Raw genomic sequence first — 17,957 nt, 5'->3', positions numbered from 1 at the left:
TTACGCTGGCCCGACACTCCCCTCGAGTTCCACCCTCCCCTTCTCGCGCAACCCGGCGAGCAGGCGTGTTCTTCCCAGAAGAAAGATAGGGCCCAAAAGAAGAGGCCGCCCCGGTGTACCCGGGACGGCCTCTGGGAACTTCAGTGGGACGCGTGACTACTGGACCTCGGTGGAGGCCTGACTGTTCTGCGGGTCACGAGACGAGCGCGTCACGAAGTCGCTCGCGTTGATGTCCGAGTCGATGCCATTGCCGTGGGTGCCATCACCAGTGGCCGTCATGTCTGCCATGGAGGTGGAGGTGGAAGCGCTGTATGCCTTGCGCTCGAGGCTGCCGCCAACGGCCGGATGAGCCGGCGCCGCCGCCTTTCCCTCAGCGCGGTCTGCGGCGCCGAACCCCAGCTTGTCCACGGTCTTCGTGTCGTCGACGTTGCTCGCGTTGAGACCGGGGCCGATGCGCACGTGGCCGCCACCCGTAGCCGCTCCCGACCCCGACGTGTCGAAAGTGTAGACGACGTCGGCCTTGGCGAAACCCGTACCCGCGTAGTTGGCCCCCGCGAGCAGGAAGTACCCCTTGGGTTTGATGAAGGTCGTGCCATTACGGACGTTGCTCGATTCGATGGTGACCGAGCCGGAGTAGCCCGTACCACCGGAGGCCTTCATGTACTGAACCGTCCACCCGCTGAGGTTCACCGCAGTGTTCGTCGGGTTGTAGAGCTCGATGAACTCGTCCGTCGAGCCGCCGGAGCCCGTGCCAGAGAACTCGCTGATGACCAGGTGGTTGGCCGCCAGCGCGGAGACCGCCACGCGACCGTACTTGTTGACGGACGGCACGGCGATGCCCTCCTGATCACAGTAAGTGTAGTCCGAGTAGGTTCCCGTGGACGGGTCCAGGAACCGATACCGGAAGCCGTAATACTGGACCCCGCTGGTGGAAATGCTCAGCGAGCCCATCATCTCGTCGTCGTTGCTGGCCGTGCTGGAGTAGCCGGCATTGGGGTTCGCCGACGTCCACGTCCAGCCCGCCGGGTTGGCGGGGTCCGCGCCGTAGCCCAACTCGGCGAAGACATGCGGGTAGTTGTCGTTCCCCTTTGTGTTCCGGTTGGTGATGCTCGACTCGTAGAACTGACTGAAGACGTTCCACGAGGAGCCCACGAGCACGGTGGCCGGGTACTTGTCATCCGCCGACGGGAACGACTTCGGGTACTGGATGACGCAGTAGTCCACGGGCCCGTTGGGAGCGATGCCGCACGTGGAATTGTCCTTGTTGGGCGTGCCGTAGTCGCCGCCCGAGAGCAGCGCCGTCAGCTCGGAGTCACACCAGTACCAGGGGCGCGAGTTGGCGCGGGTGCCCACCACGAGCGACGAGAGGTTCATCGCGCGGCCCGTCGTCTGCGGGAAGCTCGTGGTGTACCTGAAGTCCTCCACCACGGTGCTGCCACTGACGAGCTGGATCTGCCCCGACGTGTCCAGGTCGATGCCGGAGCCGTACGCGAAGTCCGCGGCGACTCCACCATTGGCGGCCTCGTCCTTGTTCTGCGCCAGGACGAAGGTGCCCTTGCGGTTGAGGATCACCGGCACGCCGCCAGAGCCCACCGTGAAGGACCCCGCGGTGGTGCCGGCACTGGTCCGGAAGGCGACCGCGAGGCCATTGAGGTTGAGCAGGTTGCCCGTGTTGTTCTTCAGCTCGACGTACTCGGTGGTTTTGGACGACGAGGACGTGTGCATCACCTCGGAGACGCTCAGCGCGTTGGCACCCGGCCTGGCCGCCGTATCACAGGCGCCCATGAAGCAGACCCCATCGGGGTCCGGGCACTTGGTGATCGTCCGCCCCTCGTCGCAGAAGGGCTTGGCGTCCACGTCCACGCAGGTCGACGTGTAGACGATGCGCGAGACCCCATTCGGGTCGCAGGTGGGTGCTTTCGCCGTGCAGGTGACGTCGACACACGGGTCCTCTTTGGTCTGCACGATCAGCAGGGACAGCATGCTCGCATTGCCAGCGTCGTCCTTCGCCCTCAGCGCGAAGTAGTGCGTGGCATCGGGGCGCAGCCCGGTGATGACGCCCGACACCTGGGTGCCCGACTCCGGCAGGATCACGGCCACCCCCTCGTCGGAGGCGTCGGCGAACGTCGTGTCGTCGATGGGGCTCTCCGCGTGGCGCAGCTCGTAGCTCGTGGCGGTGCCGACCATGCCGTCATCCCCCACGACCTCCCACTGCAGTTCCACCCGGACGCTCGTCTTGCTCACCTCGACGAGCGACGGAGCGCTCGGCGCGACATCGTCCACGATGGTGAAGGGGTCACTGGAGACGGCGTCGTACGCCCCCCCCTGGGCCTCGAGCTGGAAGCCCGAGCCCTGCTGGTCCACGGACATGCCGGAGAAGGTGGCGATACCACCCGAGGGGTTGGCCGGCACCATGCCGCTGAACACGGCCGAGGCATTGCCGCCGATCAGGCGCAGGGAGAGCTCCGGCGACGAGACGTCGACGACGTTGTCGAACAGGTCGGTCACGGCCACGGTCACCGTCCCCAGGGACTCACGCACCCGGGCGCCCTGGGGCTGGGCGCGGAACGCGAGCTTCGCGGCCGGGCCAGGGTTGACCTGGATGGAGGTCTCCGCTGACAGGAAGGCGCTGGCCGGGTCCGTGTCCTTCACCGACAGCGTCTGGGCCACGTCCTTGGCGGTCTTCAGTGTCACGGAGAAGGACTTGTGGCCGTCATCCCCGGTGGCGAACGTGGTGGCATCGGGACCGGGGAGGATCGCTTTCGTGTCGCTCGACGCGAAGCCAACCGTGCCCGTGTAGCCGGTGGCCACGTTCCCGAAGTCGTCCTTCACGGTCAGGCCGACGGTGAGCTCGGTGCCCGCGGTGACGGGCCCCGAGGGCGTCACCGCCATGACGAAATGCCTGGCGGAACCGTGGGAGACGTCCACCGTGTCGGAGCCGCTCTTGCCCAGAGCCGCGTCCGTCACGGTGAGCGTGGTGGAGCCGGCCTTCTTCACCGTGAAGGTGAAGACGGAGCTGCCATTGCCCGTGAAGGTGTAGTCCATCGGCACCGTGGCGCCCGTGGGGTCCGAGGAGAAGCCCACCGTGCCGGTGTAGTCCTCCACGGTGTTGTCGTAGGCATCGACCGCGGTGACCTGAGCGGTGAAGGGATCGCCCGCCTTCGCGGAGCCCGGAGCGTCCATCACGAAGCGCGCCAGCTCGGCCCACGTCACCGTGGTGCTGGCCGTGGCGGTGAACGTCGGGAGGCCGCCCTTGTCCTTGTCCTTGACCGTCACGGAATGTGCGAGCGCCCGCGCCGTCACCAGCGTGACGGGGAACGTCTTGATGCCTTTGTCGCCGTCCTTGTCGAAGGTGTACTCCCCCGGCAGCGTGGCCTTGCCGTCCGTGGAGGTGAAGCGCACCGTGCCGGTGTAGCCGGTGTCGCGCTTGTCGAAGCCGTCGAGCACCTCGACCGTCACCGTGTGGGACTCGCCCGCCTTCATCGTGGCCGGCAGGCCCGTCAGCACCAGCTTGCCCGGGGGCACGGGGGCCACCTCCACCCTCAGCGTGTTGCTCGTCAGGGTGCTGGAGGACGCGGTGAGGGTCTGCGGACCCGCGGTGTTCAGGATGACGTCGGTGAAGGTGAACTGCCCCTTGTCGATGGCGGCGATGAAGTCGTGGGGCTCCGGCAGGCTGGCGGCGGTGTCCTCGGAGGTGAGCGTCACCCTTCCGACGTAGCCCTCCGCGAGGTTGTCGAAGGGGTCACGCACCGTCACCGTCACGCTGTGCTTCGTGGTGGCGATGACCGAGTCCGGACCCGACAGCACCAGGCGCGAGGCCGGGGCATGGGTGATGTTGAAGAAGTCGCTGGTGGCGGGGGTGAGCGGGGTACCCGAGGCGGTGCTCGCGGTGGCCTCCAGGGAGTAGTCCTTGCCCGCCTTGTCGATCCGCACGGCATTGGCGCCGTCGAACGTCGCCACGCCCTTGTTGGCGGCCACGGTGAAGGGACCGAAGCCCGAGACGCCCTTCACGGTCAGCGTCACGGCGAAGTTCGCGTTGCCCACGAGGCGCCCATCCGTGTCCTGGATGGCCACCGTGACGGGGGGAGAGAGCTGCGGCGAGCCGGCCGTCCCGTTGCGCGGCTGCTCGAGGAAGACGAGCTTGGAGGCCGTCGGATACGGCGTGGTGGCCGAGCGCGTCACGCGCACGGCGTTGCCGGCGTTGTCCGTGACCTTCAGGCCCACGTAGTAGGTGGTACCGGGAATGAGGCCCGGGAGCGTCACCGACTCGAGCGCGTTGGCCGGCTTGGGATTCCCCAGGCTCACCGGAAGGGCCCCAGTGAAGTCCGGGTCGACGGAGTAGAGGAACTCGTAGCTGCTCGCCTGCCCGAACAGCCCGTCATCACCCACCGCCTTCCAACCGACGGTGAGGGAGTCGATGCCATTGACGGTCAGGGTGAGCTCCGGCTCGGCGGGCGCCACGTTGTCCGTGATGGTGAAGGCGTTGCTGGGAGTGGGGGTGAGCCCGAGCGCCGAGGCCGTCAGCACGTAGCCCGCGTCATCCTCGGCGATGGAGAGGCCGGGGAAGGAGGCCACGCCGTCCAGCGGCATCACGGGGGCGAGGCCCACGAGCGTCCCGGTGGCCTTGTTGAGGCCGAGCGAAACCGCCGGAGCGCTGGCGGCCACCCGGTTGCCAAAGGCGTCCGTCAGCGCCACCTGCACGCCGAACGTCTGGCGGACGAAGCGGTCGGTCGGCTGCTCGATGAAGGCGAGCTTCGCGGCGGCGCCGGCCACCACGCCCACCTCCCGCGTGGAGCCTAGCGTCGCATCGGCCGTGTCCTTCACCGTCACCTGCCGAGTGCCCGCCTGCTTCAGCACGAGCGCGCCGGTGAAGACATGGCGGCCCGCGTCGGCCGCGGTGAAGGTGTAGTCCGTCGGCAGCGTGGCCGAGCCGTCCGAGGAGAAGCGCACGGTGCCGGTGTAGCCCGTCACCACGTTGCCGAAGGCGTCCAGCACGGACACCTCGGGGCTCAGCGCGTCACCCGCGGTCACGGTGGCCGCCACCTGCGCCACCGCCAGCGTGGCGGGCGCGGCGGGCACCACATCGAAGGTCTGGCTCGTCGTGCCCGTCAGCCCCTCGCCGCTCGCCACCAGGGTGTAGCCCTGCGCGGCCTTCTTCAGCACCAGCTCGGAGAAGCGCGCCACGCCGTTCACCGCCGCCGCCGACACCGCCCCCTCCAGGGCCGCGGCCGTCGGGCCGGAGCCGAGCTTCACCGTCACGGTGCTCGTGGCCCCCGTCACCTTCTCGCCATCCCCGTTCTGGATGGTGACCTCGAAGGCCCCGAGCGCCGCGCCGGCCGTGCCACTCGTGGGCGCCTGGGTGAAGACGAGCTTGGAGGCCGGCAGCACGATGAACTCGAGGGAGGGCCGCGACGTCAGCGTCACCGGGCCGCCCTCGGCCTCGACCGAGGCCGTCACCGTCTTGATGCCGGCGACGGTGGCCGACACCTTGGCGATGGCCACGCCCAGCGCGTCCGTGGTGCCCGCGGGCTGCAGCACCGTGGTGCCCTCACCGGAGACCGTCACCTTCACGGTGCGGCCTTCCAGCGCCGTCCCGTCCGCCTTGCGCACCGTCACCTTGATGTCGACGAGGTCCTTGCCATTGGCGCGGATCGCCTGGGACTTGCTGGCCTCCACCGACGAGCGGTCCGCGTCCGGCATCTCGCGCGTCGCCGGGGGCGGAACGGGGTCCGAGCCACACCCCCCACCACATCCAACGGACAAACCGAGCAACAGCACGCTCCACGCAATCAAGCGCGCGAACGTGGGGGGGCCATGCTTCATGGACAGCTCCAGGCAGGGGGGGGAACCGTCCTCGCCAGCCGCGGCAAGGACGAGAACGAGGTGAATTTTATCAGACACTTCGCCCCTGGAGAAACCCGAGGCCCGCTTGGCCGCTTTACATGCCCATGGCTTGGAGCATGAGCCCGGAGCCGAGCAGCGACTGGCCTCCGTCGCACACCATGATGGAGCCGGTGATGTATGAGGCTGCATCCGACGCCAGGAAAAGCGCGAGTTGCGCGATGTCCTGCTTGGTGCCGAAGCGCTGCAGGGGCAGGGCCTGGGTGAACTTCTGGCGGACCTCGTCGTTGGGAGCGAGCCGGCGCATGCCCTCGGTGTCGTCGATGGGACCGGGGGTGATGGAGTTGAGGCGCACCCCCGCCCCACCCCACTCGATGGCCAGGGTGCGGGTGATCATGTCCACGCCGGCCTTGGCGGCGCAGACGTGGGCCTGCATGGCCATGGGCAGGTAGGCCTGGGGCGCGGAGATGTTGATGATGGAGGCGCCGGGCTTGCGCAGGTGCTCGAAGGCGGCGCGGCACGCGTTGAAGGTGCCGAGCACGTCGATCTCCAGCACGGACTTGAAGCCGTTGGAGGACATGCCGATCGCCGGAGCGGGGAAGTTGCCGGCCGCGCCGCACACGAGGATGTCGAGCTCCCCGTACGCGTCCCGCGCCGCCTGGAAGCTCTTCTCCACGGCCTCGTAGTTGCGCACGTCCGCGGGCAGGCCCATGGCGGTGCCGTGGGCCTGGAGCCCCTTCACGGCGGCCTCCAGCTTCTCCACGTTGCGGCCGTTGATGACCACCTTGGCGCCCGCCTTCACGAACGCCTCGGCGATGCCGAGGTTGATGCCGCTGCTGCCGCCGGTGACGAAGGCCACCTTGCCCGCCAGCAGATCGTCGCGGAACACACCCTGTGCCATGTGACTCCCCTCCTGAGCTGAGGGGAGCCACTTGACCAGAACGGGCGGGGAGCGTCCACGCCCGCGACGGGCTCAGCCGAACTCGACCACCTTCATGCCGAAGAGCCGCTCCACCGCGAGGATGAGCTCGTCGTTCACCTGTACCTTGAGCGAGGTGTTGCCGATGAGGGCCTCGGCCTCGTTGGTGAACAGCAGGCTCACCGCCACCGGCGTGGCGCCCGCGTACTGCCTGGCGAGCTCCGCCAGCTTCGCCAGCCGGTCCTCGGTGGCGAGGTCCGCCGGCAGCCGCAGCTCCAGCCGCTTGGTGCGCTTCTCGCGCACGGCCTTGAGGCTCTGGATGTCCTCGACGATGAGCTCCACCACGGGGGTGTCCTCGTCGCGCTGGTTGATTTGAACGGTGCCCGTCACGAGGATGGGGTCATCGCTCTTGAGCAGGGGCTCCCAGTGCTCGAAGCCGGGCTTGGGCCCCGACTTCGTCCACTTGCCGTCCTTGCCCATCACGTTGCGCGTGCCGTCCTTGCCCGGGAAGCACACCAGCTCGATGGAGCCGGACAGATCCTCCAACGTCACCCACGCCATGCGCTTGCCCGTCTTGGTGGGCCGCTCGCGCAGCGCCGCCACGATGCCGGCGATGGTGAGCTTCTCGTCCTTGCGCGCGCGCTGCACCGCGGTGATGGGCCGCGCGTAGCGCTTGAGCTCCTTGTCGTACTGGTGCAGCGGGTGGCCCGACACGTAGAAGCCGATGGCCTCCTTCTCCAGGGAGAGGCGCTCCTTCTCCGGCCACTCCTCCACCTGGACGTAGTCGTCCTTCATCGCGCTGCCGCCCGAGGAGCCACCGCCCAGCATGCCGAAGAGCGAGCTCTGCCCGGCGGCCTTGTCCTTCTGGCTGCTGGAGCCGCGGCTCATCGCGCGCTCGATGCTCTCGAAGAGCTGGCGCCGCGGGCGCTTTTCGAAGTCGAAGGCCCCGGCCTTCACCAGCGCTTCGAGCACCTTGCGGTTCACCTTGCGCGAGTCCACGCGCTCGCAGAAGTCGAACAGGCTCTTGAAGGGCCCTTCCTTGCGCGCCTCGACGATGGACTCGATGGCGCCCTCGCCCACGCCCTTGATGGCGCCCAGGCCGAAGCGGATCTTCCCCTCCACCGCGCCGAAGGCCATGTCCGACTGGTTCACGTCCGGCGGAAGCACCTGCACGCCCGACTGGCGCGCCTCGCCGATGTGCAGCACCACCTTGTCGGTGTTGTCCTTCTCGCTGGTGAGAAGGGCCGCCATGAACTCCACGCGGTAGTGCGCCTTGAGCCACGCCGTGTGGATGGTGACGAGGCCGTAGGCCGCCGAGTGGCTCTTGTTGAAGCCGTACTCGGCGAACTTCTCCATGAGGTCGAAGATCTCACCGGCGACCTTGAGGTCGACGTTGTTGTTCTTGCACCCCTCGAGGAAGCCGGCCCGCTCGGCCTGCATGACCTCGGCCTTCTTCTTGCCCATCGCGCGGCGCAGCAGGTCCGCGCGGCCCAGGGTGTAGCCTCCCAGCACCTGGGAGATCTGCATCACCTGTTCCTGGTAGACGATGACGCCGTAGGTGTCCTTGAGGACGGGCTCCAGCTTGGGGTGCGGGTACACCACCGGCTCGCGGCCGTGCTTGCGGTTGATGAAGACGTCCACCATGCCCGAGTCGAGCGGACCCGGGCGGTAGAGCGCGCCGGCGGCGACGACGTCCTCGAAGCAGGACGGCTTGAGCTTCATCACCATTTCGGTGAAGCCGCTGGACTCCATCTGGAAGACGCCGGCCGTGTCGCCCTCGGCCATCAGCTTCCAGACCGCCTCGTCCCCCACCAGCGGGATGTCATCGCGCAGGATGGGCTTGCCGTCCGGCGGGTTGCGGTTGATGAGGTTGAGCGCGTTCTGGATGACGGTGAGCGTCTTGAGGCCGAGGAAGTCGAACTTCACCAGGCCCGCGGCCTCCACCTCGTCCTTGGCGAACTGGGTGATGAGGGTGTCCTCCCCCGGAGGCTGGTAGGTGGGGACGAACTCCCACAGCGGCTTGTCGGCGATGACGACGCCGGCCGCGTGCATGCCGGGCTGGCGGTGCAGGCCCTCCAGCGCGAGGGCGATCTCCAGCACGTCCTTGGTGGTGACGTCCTTGCCCTCCACCTGCCCGATGGCGGTGGGCTTCTCCATCATCTCCTTGAGGCGCGGCTCCTGCTCGATGGCGTCCTTGAGGGTGATGCCGAGCACCTCGGGCACCAGCTTGGCGATGCGATCCCCCTCGCTGAAGGGCAGCGCGAACACGCGGCACACGTCACGCAGCACGCTCTTGGCCTTGAGCGAGCCGAACGTGATGATCTGCCCCACGTTGTTCTCGCCGTACTTGCGGCCCACGTACTTGATGACCTCGTCGCGCCGGTCCTGGCAGAAGTCGATATCGAAGTCCGGCATCGACACGCGCTCGGGGTTGAGGAAGCGCTCGAAGAGCAGGTTGTACGGGAGCGGATCCAGGTCCGTGATGCGCAGGCAGTAGGCCACCAGGGAACCGGCGCCCGAGCCACGGCCCGGCCCCACGGGGATGCCGTTCTGCTTGGCCCAGTTGATGAAGTCCTGGACGATGAGGAAGTAGCCGCTGAACCCCATCTTCTGGATGACGCCGATCTCCAGCTCCAGGCGGGCCTTGTAGGGCTCGCGGTCCACGGGCGGCTGGCCGGCGCGGTAGCGCGCCAGGTCGATCTCCTTGAAGCGCTCCTCGAGGTTGGCGCGCGCCAGCTCCGCCATGTAGCTGTCCGGCGAGTGGGTGTCGGGCACCTGGAAGGTGGGCAGCATGGGCTTGCCCAGCTTCAGCTCCAGGTTGATCTGCTCGACGATGCGCTGGGTGTTGTGGACGGCCTCGGGCGTGTCCTTGAAGTACTCGAGCATCTCCTGGGGGCTCGTGACGTAGAGCTTGTCCGTGGAGTGCTTCATGCGCTTGCCGTCGGCGAGCGTCTTGCCGCTGGCGATGCACATGAGGAGCTCGTGCGCGCGCGCGTCCTCCTTCTTGATGTAGTGCGCGTCCGCGGTGGCGCACAGCGGGATGTCCACGTCCCGGCTGAGCTGCTTCAAGTTCTCGTTGGCCTTCTCCTGCTCGGGCATCCCGTTGGATTGCACCTCGAGGAAGAACTGGCCGGGCTCGAAGATCTCCTTGTACTCGAGCGCCGCCCTGCGGGCGTGGTCCATGTCGCCGCGGAAGGCCGCACCCGTCACCTCGCCACCCAGGCACGCGGTGAGCGCGAAGAGGCCCTTGCTGTGGTTTTTCAACAGCTGCTTGTCGATGCGCGGGTGGTAGTAGAAGCCCTCGCGGTAGGCCATGGACGAGAGGTACTTGAGGTTGTCGTACCCCTCCTTGTTCTTGGCCAGCAGGATGAGGTGGTGGCCCACCTTCTCCGTGCGGTCCTGCCGTCCCTTGGGGCCGGCGACGTAGGTCTCCATGCCGATGATCGGCTTGATGCCCGCGTCCTTGGCCTTCTTGTAGAAGTCGATGGTGGCGAACATGTTGCCGTGATCCGTCACGGCCACACTCGTCATCCCCTTCTCCTTCACCGTCTTGATGAGGTCCTTCATCCGGATCGCCCCATCGAGGAGCGAGTACAGGGAGTGCAGGTGAAGATGGGTAAAGGACATGGCTCGAAAGTAGTCAGGACAGCGGGGGTACACCAGACATTCGTTCAGCGCCGGGACGCTCGCCAGTTCTTGGCCGGGCGATGCGTCCGGAGCCGGAAAATCGGCCTCGGCGCTTTGTGCCACGGCCTACACGGAGCGTGAAGGAGCCGTCAGGTCGGGCAGCACCCAGCCTGCCACCTGGGGTGGATCCGGACGCTCGCCAGGTCGCCTGCTGGGGAGGTGGGACCGATGGAGAGCGCCGGGGTGGGCTTCACACTTCTTCATGCCACGCACAAACGCCCGAAATGGGCCGCTCGCATCCTGTGAACCGTCGCCGATTGACGGCGTCCACGGACACAGAGCGGGGCCCGCAAGCCCCTCGGAGCATACGTCATGAACACGAAGAACAAGATCCTCGTCGCCGGTTCCGCCCTCCTCGCCGTCGTCCTCCTCTCGGGCTTCCGCGGGGGCTCCATGGGCTGCGGCGGGCGCGATCCCGAGCGCGTGAAGCAGATGATCAACTGGAAGGTGGATGACCGCCTGGACGAGCTCAAGGCCACCGAGGACCAGAAGCAGGCCATCCACGGGCTGAAGGACTCGCTCTTCGAGGACGGCAAGCGCCTCTTCGAGGAGCAGAAGGGGGTCCGGGCCGAGCTGTTGACCCAGTGGGAGTCGCCCAACCCGGATGCCAGGGCCGTGCACACCCTGGTGGACGCGCGCCTGGACGCCTTGCGCGCCTTTGCCCACAAGGTGACGGACGCCGCGCTCGAGGCCCACCGCATCCTCACCCCCGAGCAGCGCAAGCAGGTGTCCACCGAGGTTCGTGAGCACATGAACGCTCGCTAGCCTTCGGTCGCACCCGATAGCCCGCGGATGCACACATGGGGCGCTCTCGGTCTGGCGGCCACCTCCTGGACACTCCCCCCGTGAGTACCCTGGGGGGGTGACCCAGAACTACACGGACTACGCCCGCCGCATCCGCGGCTACTTCCAGATCGCCGATGTGAACGAGTACGCACGAGTCATGGAGGGGGGTGTCGAGTACCCCCTCTTCCGCCTCATCGTGCCCGGCGAACGTTGGCTGGTCATCACCTCGGGCTTCCACGGCGAGGAGCCCGCCGGCCCGCTCACGCTGGCGCACCACTTCGCGGACATCGTCGCCTACGCCCGCGAGCGCAACGTGGGCCTGCGCGTGTACCCGTGCATCAACCCCTCGGGCTTCGAGGACGGCACCCGCTACAACCGCAGCGGCGAGAAGCCCAACAACGACTTCATGCGCTACGAGACGTCCCCCGGCGAGTGGAAGGGCGAGCTGCCGCGCGACGAGCCCTTCCTGCGCTGGGCGCTCTATGACGGGGGCCCCAAGGAGACGCGGGCGGTGCGCTCGGACATCGCGCGCTACCCCGCTCCCGCCGCCGCGCTGGACATCCACCAGGACAACTACCTGCCGGGCGCCGCCACCTACGCCTACACCTTCGGGGACAAGAGCGCCTACCGGCCCTTTTCGGAGGCCGCCTCGGTGCACGCCCGCGTCATCCGCGGCGAGAAGGTGGACGAGTACAACCGCACCGACTCGGACGGCCTCATCGAGTTCCACGATGGGAGCGTCACGGATTACTTCATGCGCAGCGGCGTGCCCTATACCGCGGCGCTGGAGACGACCACCCGGACTCCGCTAGAAGCCTGCCACGCCATCAACCTCATCTGGATTCGCGGCTTCATCGACCTGGCCGCGCGTGGAAGCGGGAGCACATGATGATTCGCCGTCCTCTGGGCAACACCGGCCTGCAAGTCTCCGTGCTGGGTTTCGGAGCGGGGCCGGTGGGAAGCCCGGAGCTGTCCGAGTCCGACGCCGAGGCGCTGTTGAACGGAGTGCTGGACGCGGGCATCAACCTGCTCGACACGGCGCCCAGCTATGGGCAGTCCGAGGAGCGCATCGGCCGCTGTCTGCGGGGGCGGCGGCAGCAGTTCGTCCTCTCCACCAAGTGCGGCTACGGCGTGCCCGGCGTGGAGGACTGGACGGGCCCCTGCATCACCCAGGGCATCGAGCTGGCCCTGCGCCGGCTGCGTACCGACTACCTGGACGTGGTGCACTTCCACTCGTGCCCGGTGGAGGTGCTGGAGCGCCCCGGGGTGGTGGATGCGCTGCGGCAGGCCGTGGAGCAGGGCAAGGTGCGCGTGGCCGCGTACTCGGGGGACAACGCGCCCCTGGAGTGGGCCCTGCACTCGGGGGCCTTCGGCTCGGTGCAGACGTCCGTGAATGTCTTCGATCAGCGGGTGCTCGACCGGGGGCTGCCGGTGGCGCGGGAGAAGGGGGTTGGCGTGATTGCCAAGCGTCCCCTGGGCAACGCGCCCTGGCGCTTCTCCGAGCGCCCCGCCGCCCACGACATCGCCACCTACTGGGAGCGGATGCGCGCCATGGGCCTGGACACCGAGGGCCTCGACTGGAGCGAGCTGGCCTTGCGCTTCGCCGCCTTCGTCCCGGGCGTGGCGAGCTGCATCGTGGGCACCACGCGCACGGAGAACCTCCAGCGCAACCTGCGCGCCCTGGAGCAGGGGCCGCTGCCCGCGCACCTGGTGGATCGCATCCGGGACGCGTTCCGGCGCAATGACCACGGCTGGGATGGGCTCATCTGACGATGGCTCGGATTCTCAAGCCCCCCATGCCCCTGGAGTGGAGTTCCGGGGAGCGCACGCTGTTCCTCGCCGGCTCCATCGAGATGGGCAGCGCGCCTCCGTGGCAGGCCCAGGTCGAACAGGCGCTCGCGGATACCTCCGTGGTGCTGCTCAACCCCCGGCGCGATGACTGGGACGCGAGCTGGAGCCAGGAGGCCAGTGACTCGCGCTTCCGTGGACAGGTGGAGTGGGAGTTGGAGGCCCAGGAGCGCGCGGACCTCATCGCTATGTACTTCGCCCCCGCCACCCGCGCTCCCATCACGCTGCTGGAGTTGGGGCTCTTCGCTCGCAGCGGAAAGCTCGTCGTCTGCTGCCCTCCCCACTTCTGGCGCAAGGGCAACGTCGACGTCGTGTGTCAGCGCTATGGGATCCGCACCGTAGAGTCGCTCGACGCGCTCGTGACCGAGGTCCGGCGCGTGCTGGCACCGTGACCCCCTGAAGCCTTGATTCATGGTGAAGGGCATTGAAGAGAGCGCCCAAAATCACCCGAATTCAACTCCCTCGAACTCTCATCCTTTTGCTCCATCGGACGAACAACGGCTTCGCAAATGCCCCAGAGAACAATGTTCATGTGGGAGTGGCAGCACGTTTTCCAAGGGACCATCGAATCCTTGCTGAAAGACGTTCTAGGCCGTCTTCCTTTTGAGGGTCACCATGTTTCATTCGTGCTGGGCATTCCCATAAGCACGGATACTGGGGCGATCTGCTTCGAGCCGGAGAAAAATGGTTTTGTCCCAAGTGACTTCGGCACCGTTGTTCCACGCGCCGCGAGAAAGCACGCGGAGGACCCCGGGCGAAACTTCTTCATCGCAGCCGACCACCTGATGGCTCGTTACCAAGCATCGCTGTGGCCCAAGGCACTGAGAGAGGCCGTGCTGGAGCTTCTGCGAGAATACGACACAAAACGCAACACACTCTCGGCTTGCTCTTTTCCTGTGCACATGCGTGACCATTGGGTCATGACCGTGGTGCAACTCGATCGCCAAGCAGTAGATTCACTTTATCGATTGCAACACGAACGACAACCAATCAACCCCATACGCGAGTTTCCGTTGCAACGCTCGCTACTCGATGCAGCGATCCATCGCGTTCTCGCTGAGTCGGAGCAAGAACTCCGGAGTGAGAGCCGAGGTGAAAACATCTTCATCGCGGACGCTGAACGGGTTCTTGAGGATGCCGCTACATCTCTGCTATCGACCATCAGCATGCGTACACGTGGCATGGGTGGAAGTATGCTCAACCTTGCCAACACCATTTCTGCGGAACGCTACGAAGGTGCGGCTGGACGCGGCAGAATGCTGCTCGCTCATAGGGCGCACCCTGATGTCCTCGCCCGAATCCGCTTGAGAAACCCTGTCAGCATCACCCAGTACCGCGGAATCCGTAAGTTGCTCGAAACTTCCAGCGACAATATGGCCCTGCTGAGCGATGGCGAGCACGTCTGGGGTCTCGGTATTCCAAAGGGAACATACGACCCTAGCCGCGAGGACCTTTTCGAGTTGCGCTTCACAGCCCACTACAAATGGGAACTGCTTCATGCAGGCAATGTGATGATGCGCGTCGAGTACCGGCGTCCGCGATTACCCGTAGAGCGCTTCGACAAGGCCCTTTTTCAGGATCACTTTGAGAGAATTTTCCAGCACGAAGCACGAAGCACGGAACTCCTCACGAATGCCGTGCAAGCCGCTGTGGAGCAGAAACACGGGACGCTGGTAGTGATTACGGCTGCGGCTTCGGAAGAATCGAGCAGGCTTGCAGCACAGAGCACTGTGATTGAAGCAGAACCAATCACGCGCGAAGTCATGGGCCATGTATCCAGAATCGATGGCGCAGTGCTAGTAGCGCCTGATGGGCTGGTGTATGCATTCGGAGTCATTCTCGATGGTATTGCATCACCCCGTGGCACACCGACGCGGGGAGCTCGATTCAACTCCGCCATCCGCTACGTTGACGGGCAGCAGGAGAAGCAAGTTCCCTGTCTAGCGATTATCGTTTCTGAGGATGGGTATGTTGACCTGTACCCGAAGCTGCGACCGCGCGTTTCTCGTAGCAGGATCTGCGCTCTTCTTGATGCCTTGGAAAAGCATGCCAACATAGCAGAAGCGTTCGACTCTGAAGCCGCGTGGGGGGACCTCTCGGAATTGGACCGCCTAAGGTTCTACCTGCTGGATAAGGATGTCGACCGAGCAAACGCAGCAAAGGAAAGCGTTCTCAAGCGCCTGAAAGAGGCAAGAGCTGCCGAGGTTGCTGGAACGCTCTTGGGTTATATCATCCCCTCTGTGCCCGACTTCACTGTCTCGCCAGACATGTCGGATGATTACTACCTACCTGGGGACTGAAAGCCGCTCTACTATCATGGCCGATAGGCTGGCCGTGCATGAACGCTGTGTTAGCACCGCACCACCGCCACAGCTGTGCTGCGGTTGGCGACCCAAGGTGCTGCCTCGGCAGTTCAGGTTTCAGCACTCACGTGAGGCGGAGCAACCACAAAGTGGATCCCTCAGGTCAAAGCGGAGCCTCTAAACTCCGCCTCGACGTCAGGGAGGCCCCCTCCGGAGCACCACCATGTGCGGGAGCATCGTCTGTATCGACGGACTCCGAGTCTCTCTCTGTGCCCTGATAGGCTGCGCCTCAGGCCAGGGGCTACGAGCAACCCCTGCGAAACAGGCTCTTATCGGTGCCGACCACAGTAACCGTAATTGCCCTCTTGAGCTTTGAAACGACAACCAAGCTGCTTACACATGGGCGCTTCAATCGACCCGACCCGCCGGTGATATCCGCAGTATCCATAATTCGCTTCTTTAGCAGGACGGCGACACCCTTCGCTCTTGCATTCATCCTCGTCCACCGCAGCAACACAGCGGTGGACTCGGCAATAACCGTAGTTTCGTGGCTTCGCTACGTGCGTGCAGTCGGGGCTCTTGCACAAAACCGATGTCTCGTCTTCATCGCCCTCCTCGTCAGTTTTTGAGTGGGTCGGGAAGATCAACTCATGACCAATCGCATTCGTTTGGTCCGGAATAAGCCGGCCAGCCTCCCGAACGACATCATCCTCCAATTCATCATTGGCGTGCAATTCGACAATGGCCTCGTTCAAGCCTTGCCGTGACCGCTCACCTGGCATGCCCGGCCTAAGCTTAGCGACCAAATATACAACCGACTTTCGTGTGCTTGGCCATGGCCCATTATCACCAACAGCCGCGTTGGAGCAGCACAGTGCGTTCCGTTTGGAAAGCGACTGGATTATCAGATGCGACTTCCTCTCCCAGCTCTCATTTCGCATCCGTGCCGTTGATGCGCTGAAGATAGGCAAAGCCATAGCCGAAGGAGGCTTTCCAAGAACGTCGTAACGATACCTCCAGCGATTCCTGATAAGGTTTGGATCGTAGCCAGCTCGACCAAGATAGATTTCGATTTGCCTCAACTCCCGGTCGACGGCTTCTGGCAACCCGTGGATTGCCCGTATCACCTGCCCTACCGCATCGCGAAGATCCTCATATTCAGGAACGCTGTTCATCGCGGCATCAAGCTGGTCGTCGCCGAACTCTCTCAGGCTCTGCAGTTTGAATACTTGGGACATAAACCCCCCTTGGGAAGCAGCTTATCATACGTGTGCGGCTCATTTGCGAGTGTCGCACTACTCCCGGTCATTCCTAAACCGCGCCGCAGAACTCCGAGGAGAAATCCGCCTCCAAGAGTCCGTAACCAAGCGAAAATCTCCCAAAGAAAGAGGAGCGACGGGGCTCACTTGCCACCCGCGAAGGCTCCCCGCACACTTCTCCTCTCGATGAGCGTCCTCGACGCTCATCCACCGTGGGAGCGCCGGGCCGGGCGCACTCGCCTGGAGGGATGCCGTGAGGCGCTAGAATGGTTGGGGAGATACCGCCGTCGGCCACCCGCTGCCGGACTCGGCCGCCGCCGTCCTGGCGGAGCAGGTGGGCCCGGGCACTCCGCCTCGGGACGCCACGCTGAATGAGGTGATGGCCTCGGTGCCTCCCTCCCGGCTGCCACCCCACCCGCTCGTCTCCACCGAGCCCGAGGTCCGCGTCCGCCATGCGTGCGGACAGAGCTTCCCCGACCTCGTCGTCCTGCGCGGTGGGCGCGTGCCGGCCTTCCCCGAGGGTGTCGCCTTTCCCCGTAGCTCCGAGGAGGTGCGCGCTCTCTTCGACTACGCGCGCGAGGCGGGCGCTCGCATCATCCCGTATGGCGGAGTTACCAGCGTCGTCGGCCACGTCAACGTCGAGCCCGGTGACGCCCCCATTCTCACCGTCTCCCTGGAGCGCCTCCAGCAGCTTCACTCGCTCTCAGAGGAGGACCGGCTGGCCACCTTCGGCGCCGGCGTGAGTGGCCCCCGGCTCGAAGAGGCGCTGAGGACGCGCAGCTACACGCTCGGGCACTTCCCACAGTCCTTCGAGCTGTCCACGCTCGGCAGTTGGATCGTCACCCGCTCGCGCGGCCAGCAGTCGCTCGGGTATGGGCGCATCGAGAACCTGTTCGTCGGCGGGCGGCTCGAGTCCCCCGCCGGGCCCCTGGTGCTGCCCCCTTCCCCGCCAGTTCCACCGGGCCGGACGTGCGGGAGTTCGTCCTCGGCTCGGAGGGGCGCATGGGCATCCTCACCGAGGCCACAGTGCGCATCACGCCCCTGCCCGAGCGCGAGGACTTCCACGCCCTCTTCTTCCCCGACTGGGAGCGGGCCCGCACCGCCGTGCGCGAGCCAGCGGGAGCTGGGCTGGGACGACGCGCGCTGGGAGTCCGAGGCACGGGCCTACCTGGCGCTCTGGCGCGCCCACTACGCCCTGCCCGGGAGCCCTCGTCTCCCAGCGCTCGCGAACGGATGAGGCACGAGGAGCCTCAGGCCAACGCGCCCTCGATTCGCGACACGAGCATCTGCATGGCGGTGCGATCCGTCCCACCG

General features: G+C 65.9%; 10 protein-coding genes. 6 read left to right on the top strand and 4 right to left on the bottom strand.

The window, feature by feature from the left end; translation table 11 throughout:
* Positions 1-156: 156 nt before the first annotated feature.
* The 3 genes from VF697_RS41340 to dnaE form a co-directional block, all read right to left on the bottom strand.
* Positions 157-5,823 carry a lamin tail domain-containing protein gene (locus VF697_RS41340; RefSeq protein WP_331103972.1) on the bottom strand — a complete coding sequence of 1,889 codons (5,667 nt, stop codon included), beginning with the start codon at positions 5,821-5,823 and terminating at the stop codon, positions 157-159.
* Positions 5,824-5,938: 115 nt separating this feature from the next.
* Positions 5,939-6,742, bottom strand: coding sequence for an SDR family oxidoreductase (locus VF697_RS41335; protein WP_331103970.1), 804 nt, complete (start codon positions 6,740-6,742; stop codon positions 5,939-5,941).
* Between the two features lie 72 nt (positions 6,743-6,814).
* Positions 6,815-10,387 carry a DNA polymerase III subunit alpha gene (dnaE, locus tag VF697_RS41330; RefSeq protein ID WP_331103968.1) on the bottom strand — a complete coding sequence of 1,191 codons (3,573 nt, stop codon included), beginning with the start codon at positions 10,385-10,387 and terminating at the stop codon, positions 6,815-6,817.
* A gap of 372 nt (positions 10,388-10,759) precedes the next feature.
* Here dnaE and VF697_RS41325 point away from each other — a divergent pair, with 372 nt between their 5' ends.
* From VF697_RS41325 to VF697_RS41305, 5 genes are all read left to right on the top strand, one after another.
* Positions 10,760-11,212, top strand: a complete 453-nt coding sequence (locus VF697_RS41325; protein ID WP_331103967.1) for a Spy/CpxP family protein refolding chaperone — start codon at positions 10,760-10,762, stop codon at positions 11,210-11,212.
* A gap of 97 nt (positions 11,213-11,309) precedes the next feature.
* On the top strand, positions 11,310-12,122 hold the full coding sequence (locus tag VF697_RS41320) for a hypothetical protein (protein ID WP_331103966.1): 813 nt from the start codon (positions 11,310-11,312) through the stop codon (positions 12,120-12,122).
* Complete coding sequence (locus tag VF697_RS41315) at positions 12,122-13,003, top strand: aldo/keto reductase (protein ID WP_331103965.1); 882 nt, start codon at positions 12,122-12,124, stop codon at positions 13,001-13,003. Before VF697_RS41320 ends, VF697_RS41315 begins: the two co-directional genes overlap by 1 nt.
* A 2-nt stretch (positions 13,004-13,005) precedes the next feature.
* Positions 13,006-13,473, top strand: coding sequence for a nucleoside 2-deoxyribosyltransferase domain-containing protein (locus VF697_RS41310; protein ID WP_331103964.1), 468 nt, complete (start codon positions 13,006-13,008; stop codon positions 13,471-13,473).
* Positions 13,474-13,611: 138 nt separating this feature from the next.
* The gene (locus VF697_RS41305; RefSeq protein ID WP_331103962.1) at positions 13,612-15,381 is read left to right on the top strand and encodes a DNA integrity scanning protein DisA nucleotide-binding domain protein; all 1,770 of its coding nucleotides are present in this window, start codon (positions 13,612-13,614) and stop codon (positions 15,379-15,381) included.
* Between the two features lie 332 nt (positions 15,382-15,713).
* Here VF697_RS41305 and VF697_RS41300 read toward each other — a convergent pair whose 3' ends face one another.
* Positions 15,714-16,622, bottom strand: a complete 909-nt coding sequence (locus VF697_RS41300; RefSeq protein WP_331103960.1) for a hypothetical protein — start codon at positions 16,620-16,622, stop codon at positions 15,714-15,716.
* A gap of 355 nt (positions 16,623-16,977) precedes the next feature.
* On the opposite strand from VF697_RS41300, the gene VF697_RS41295 reads away from it, so the two are divergent.
* Entirely contained in the window at positions 16,978-17,880 is a 903-nt protein-coding gene (locus tag VF697_RS41295) for an FAD-dependent oxidoreductase (RefSeq protein ID WP_331103959.1), read from the top strand.
* Positions 17,881-17,957: the final 77 nt, after the last annotated feature.

It is taken from the genome of Archangium sp. (assembly GCF_036388035.1).
Classification (GTDB): domain Bacteria; phylum Myxococcota; class Myxococcia; order Myxococcales; family Myxococcaceae; genus Archangium.
This window is presented reverse-complemented; position numbering and strand designations above follow the sequence as displayed.

Bases quoted from the DNA above. Each gene is read 5' to 3' on its own strand.
- VF697_RS41340 (WP_331103972.1), bottom strand. From the start codon at position 5,823: ATGAAGCATGGCCCCCCCACGTTCGCGCGCTTGATTGCGTGGAGCGTG.
- VF697_RS41335 (WP_331103970.1), bottom strand. From the start codon at position 6,742: ATGGCACAGGGTGTGTTCCGCGACGATCTGCTGGCGGGCAAGGTGGCC.
- dnaE (WP_331103968.1), bottom strand. From the start codon at position 10,387: ATGTCCTTTACCCATCTTCACCTGCACTCCCTGTACTCGCTCCTCGAT.
- VF697_RS41325 (WP_331103967.1), top strand. From the start codon at position 10,760: ATGAACACGAAGAACAAGATCCTCGTCGCCGGTTCCGCCCTCCTCGCC.
- VF697_RS41315 (WP_331103965.1), top strand. From the start codon at position 12,122: ATGATTCGCCGTCCTCTGGGCAACACCGGCCTGCAAGTCTCCGTGCTG.
- VF697_RS41310 (WP_331103964.1), top strand. From the start codon at position 13,006: ATGGCTCGGATTCTCAAGCCCCCCATGCCCCTGGAGTGGAGTTCCGGG.
- VF697_RS41305 (WP_331103962.1), top strand. From the start codon at position 13,612: ATGTGGGAGTGGCAGCACGTTTTCCAAGGGACCATCGAATCCTTGCTG.
- VF697_RS41300 (WP_331103960.1), bottom strand. From the start codon at position 16,622: ATGTCCCAAGTATTCAAACTGCAGAGCCTGAGAGAGTTCGGCGACGAC.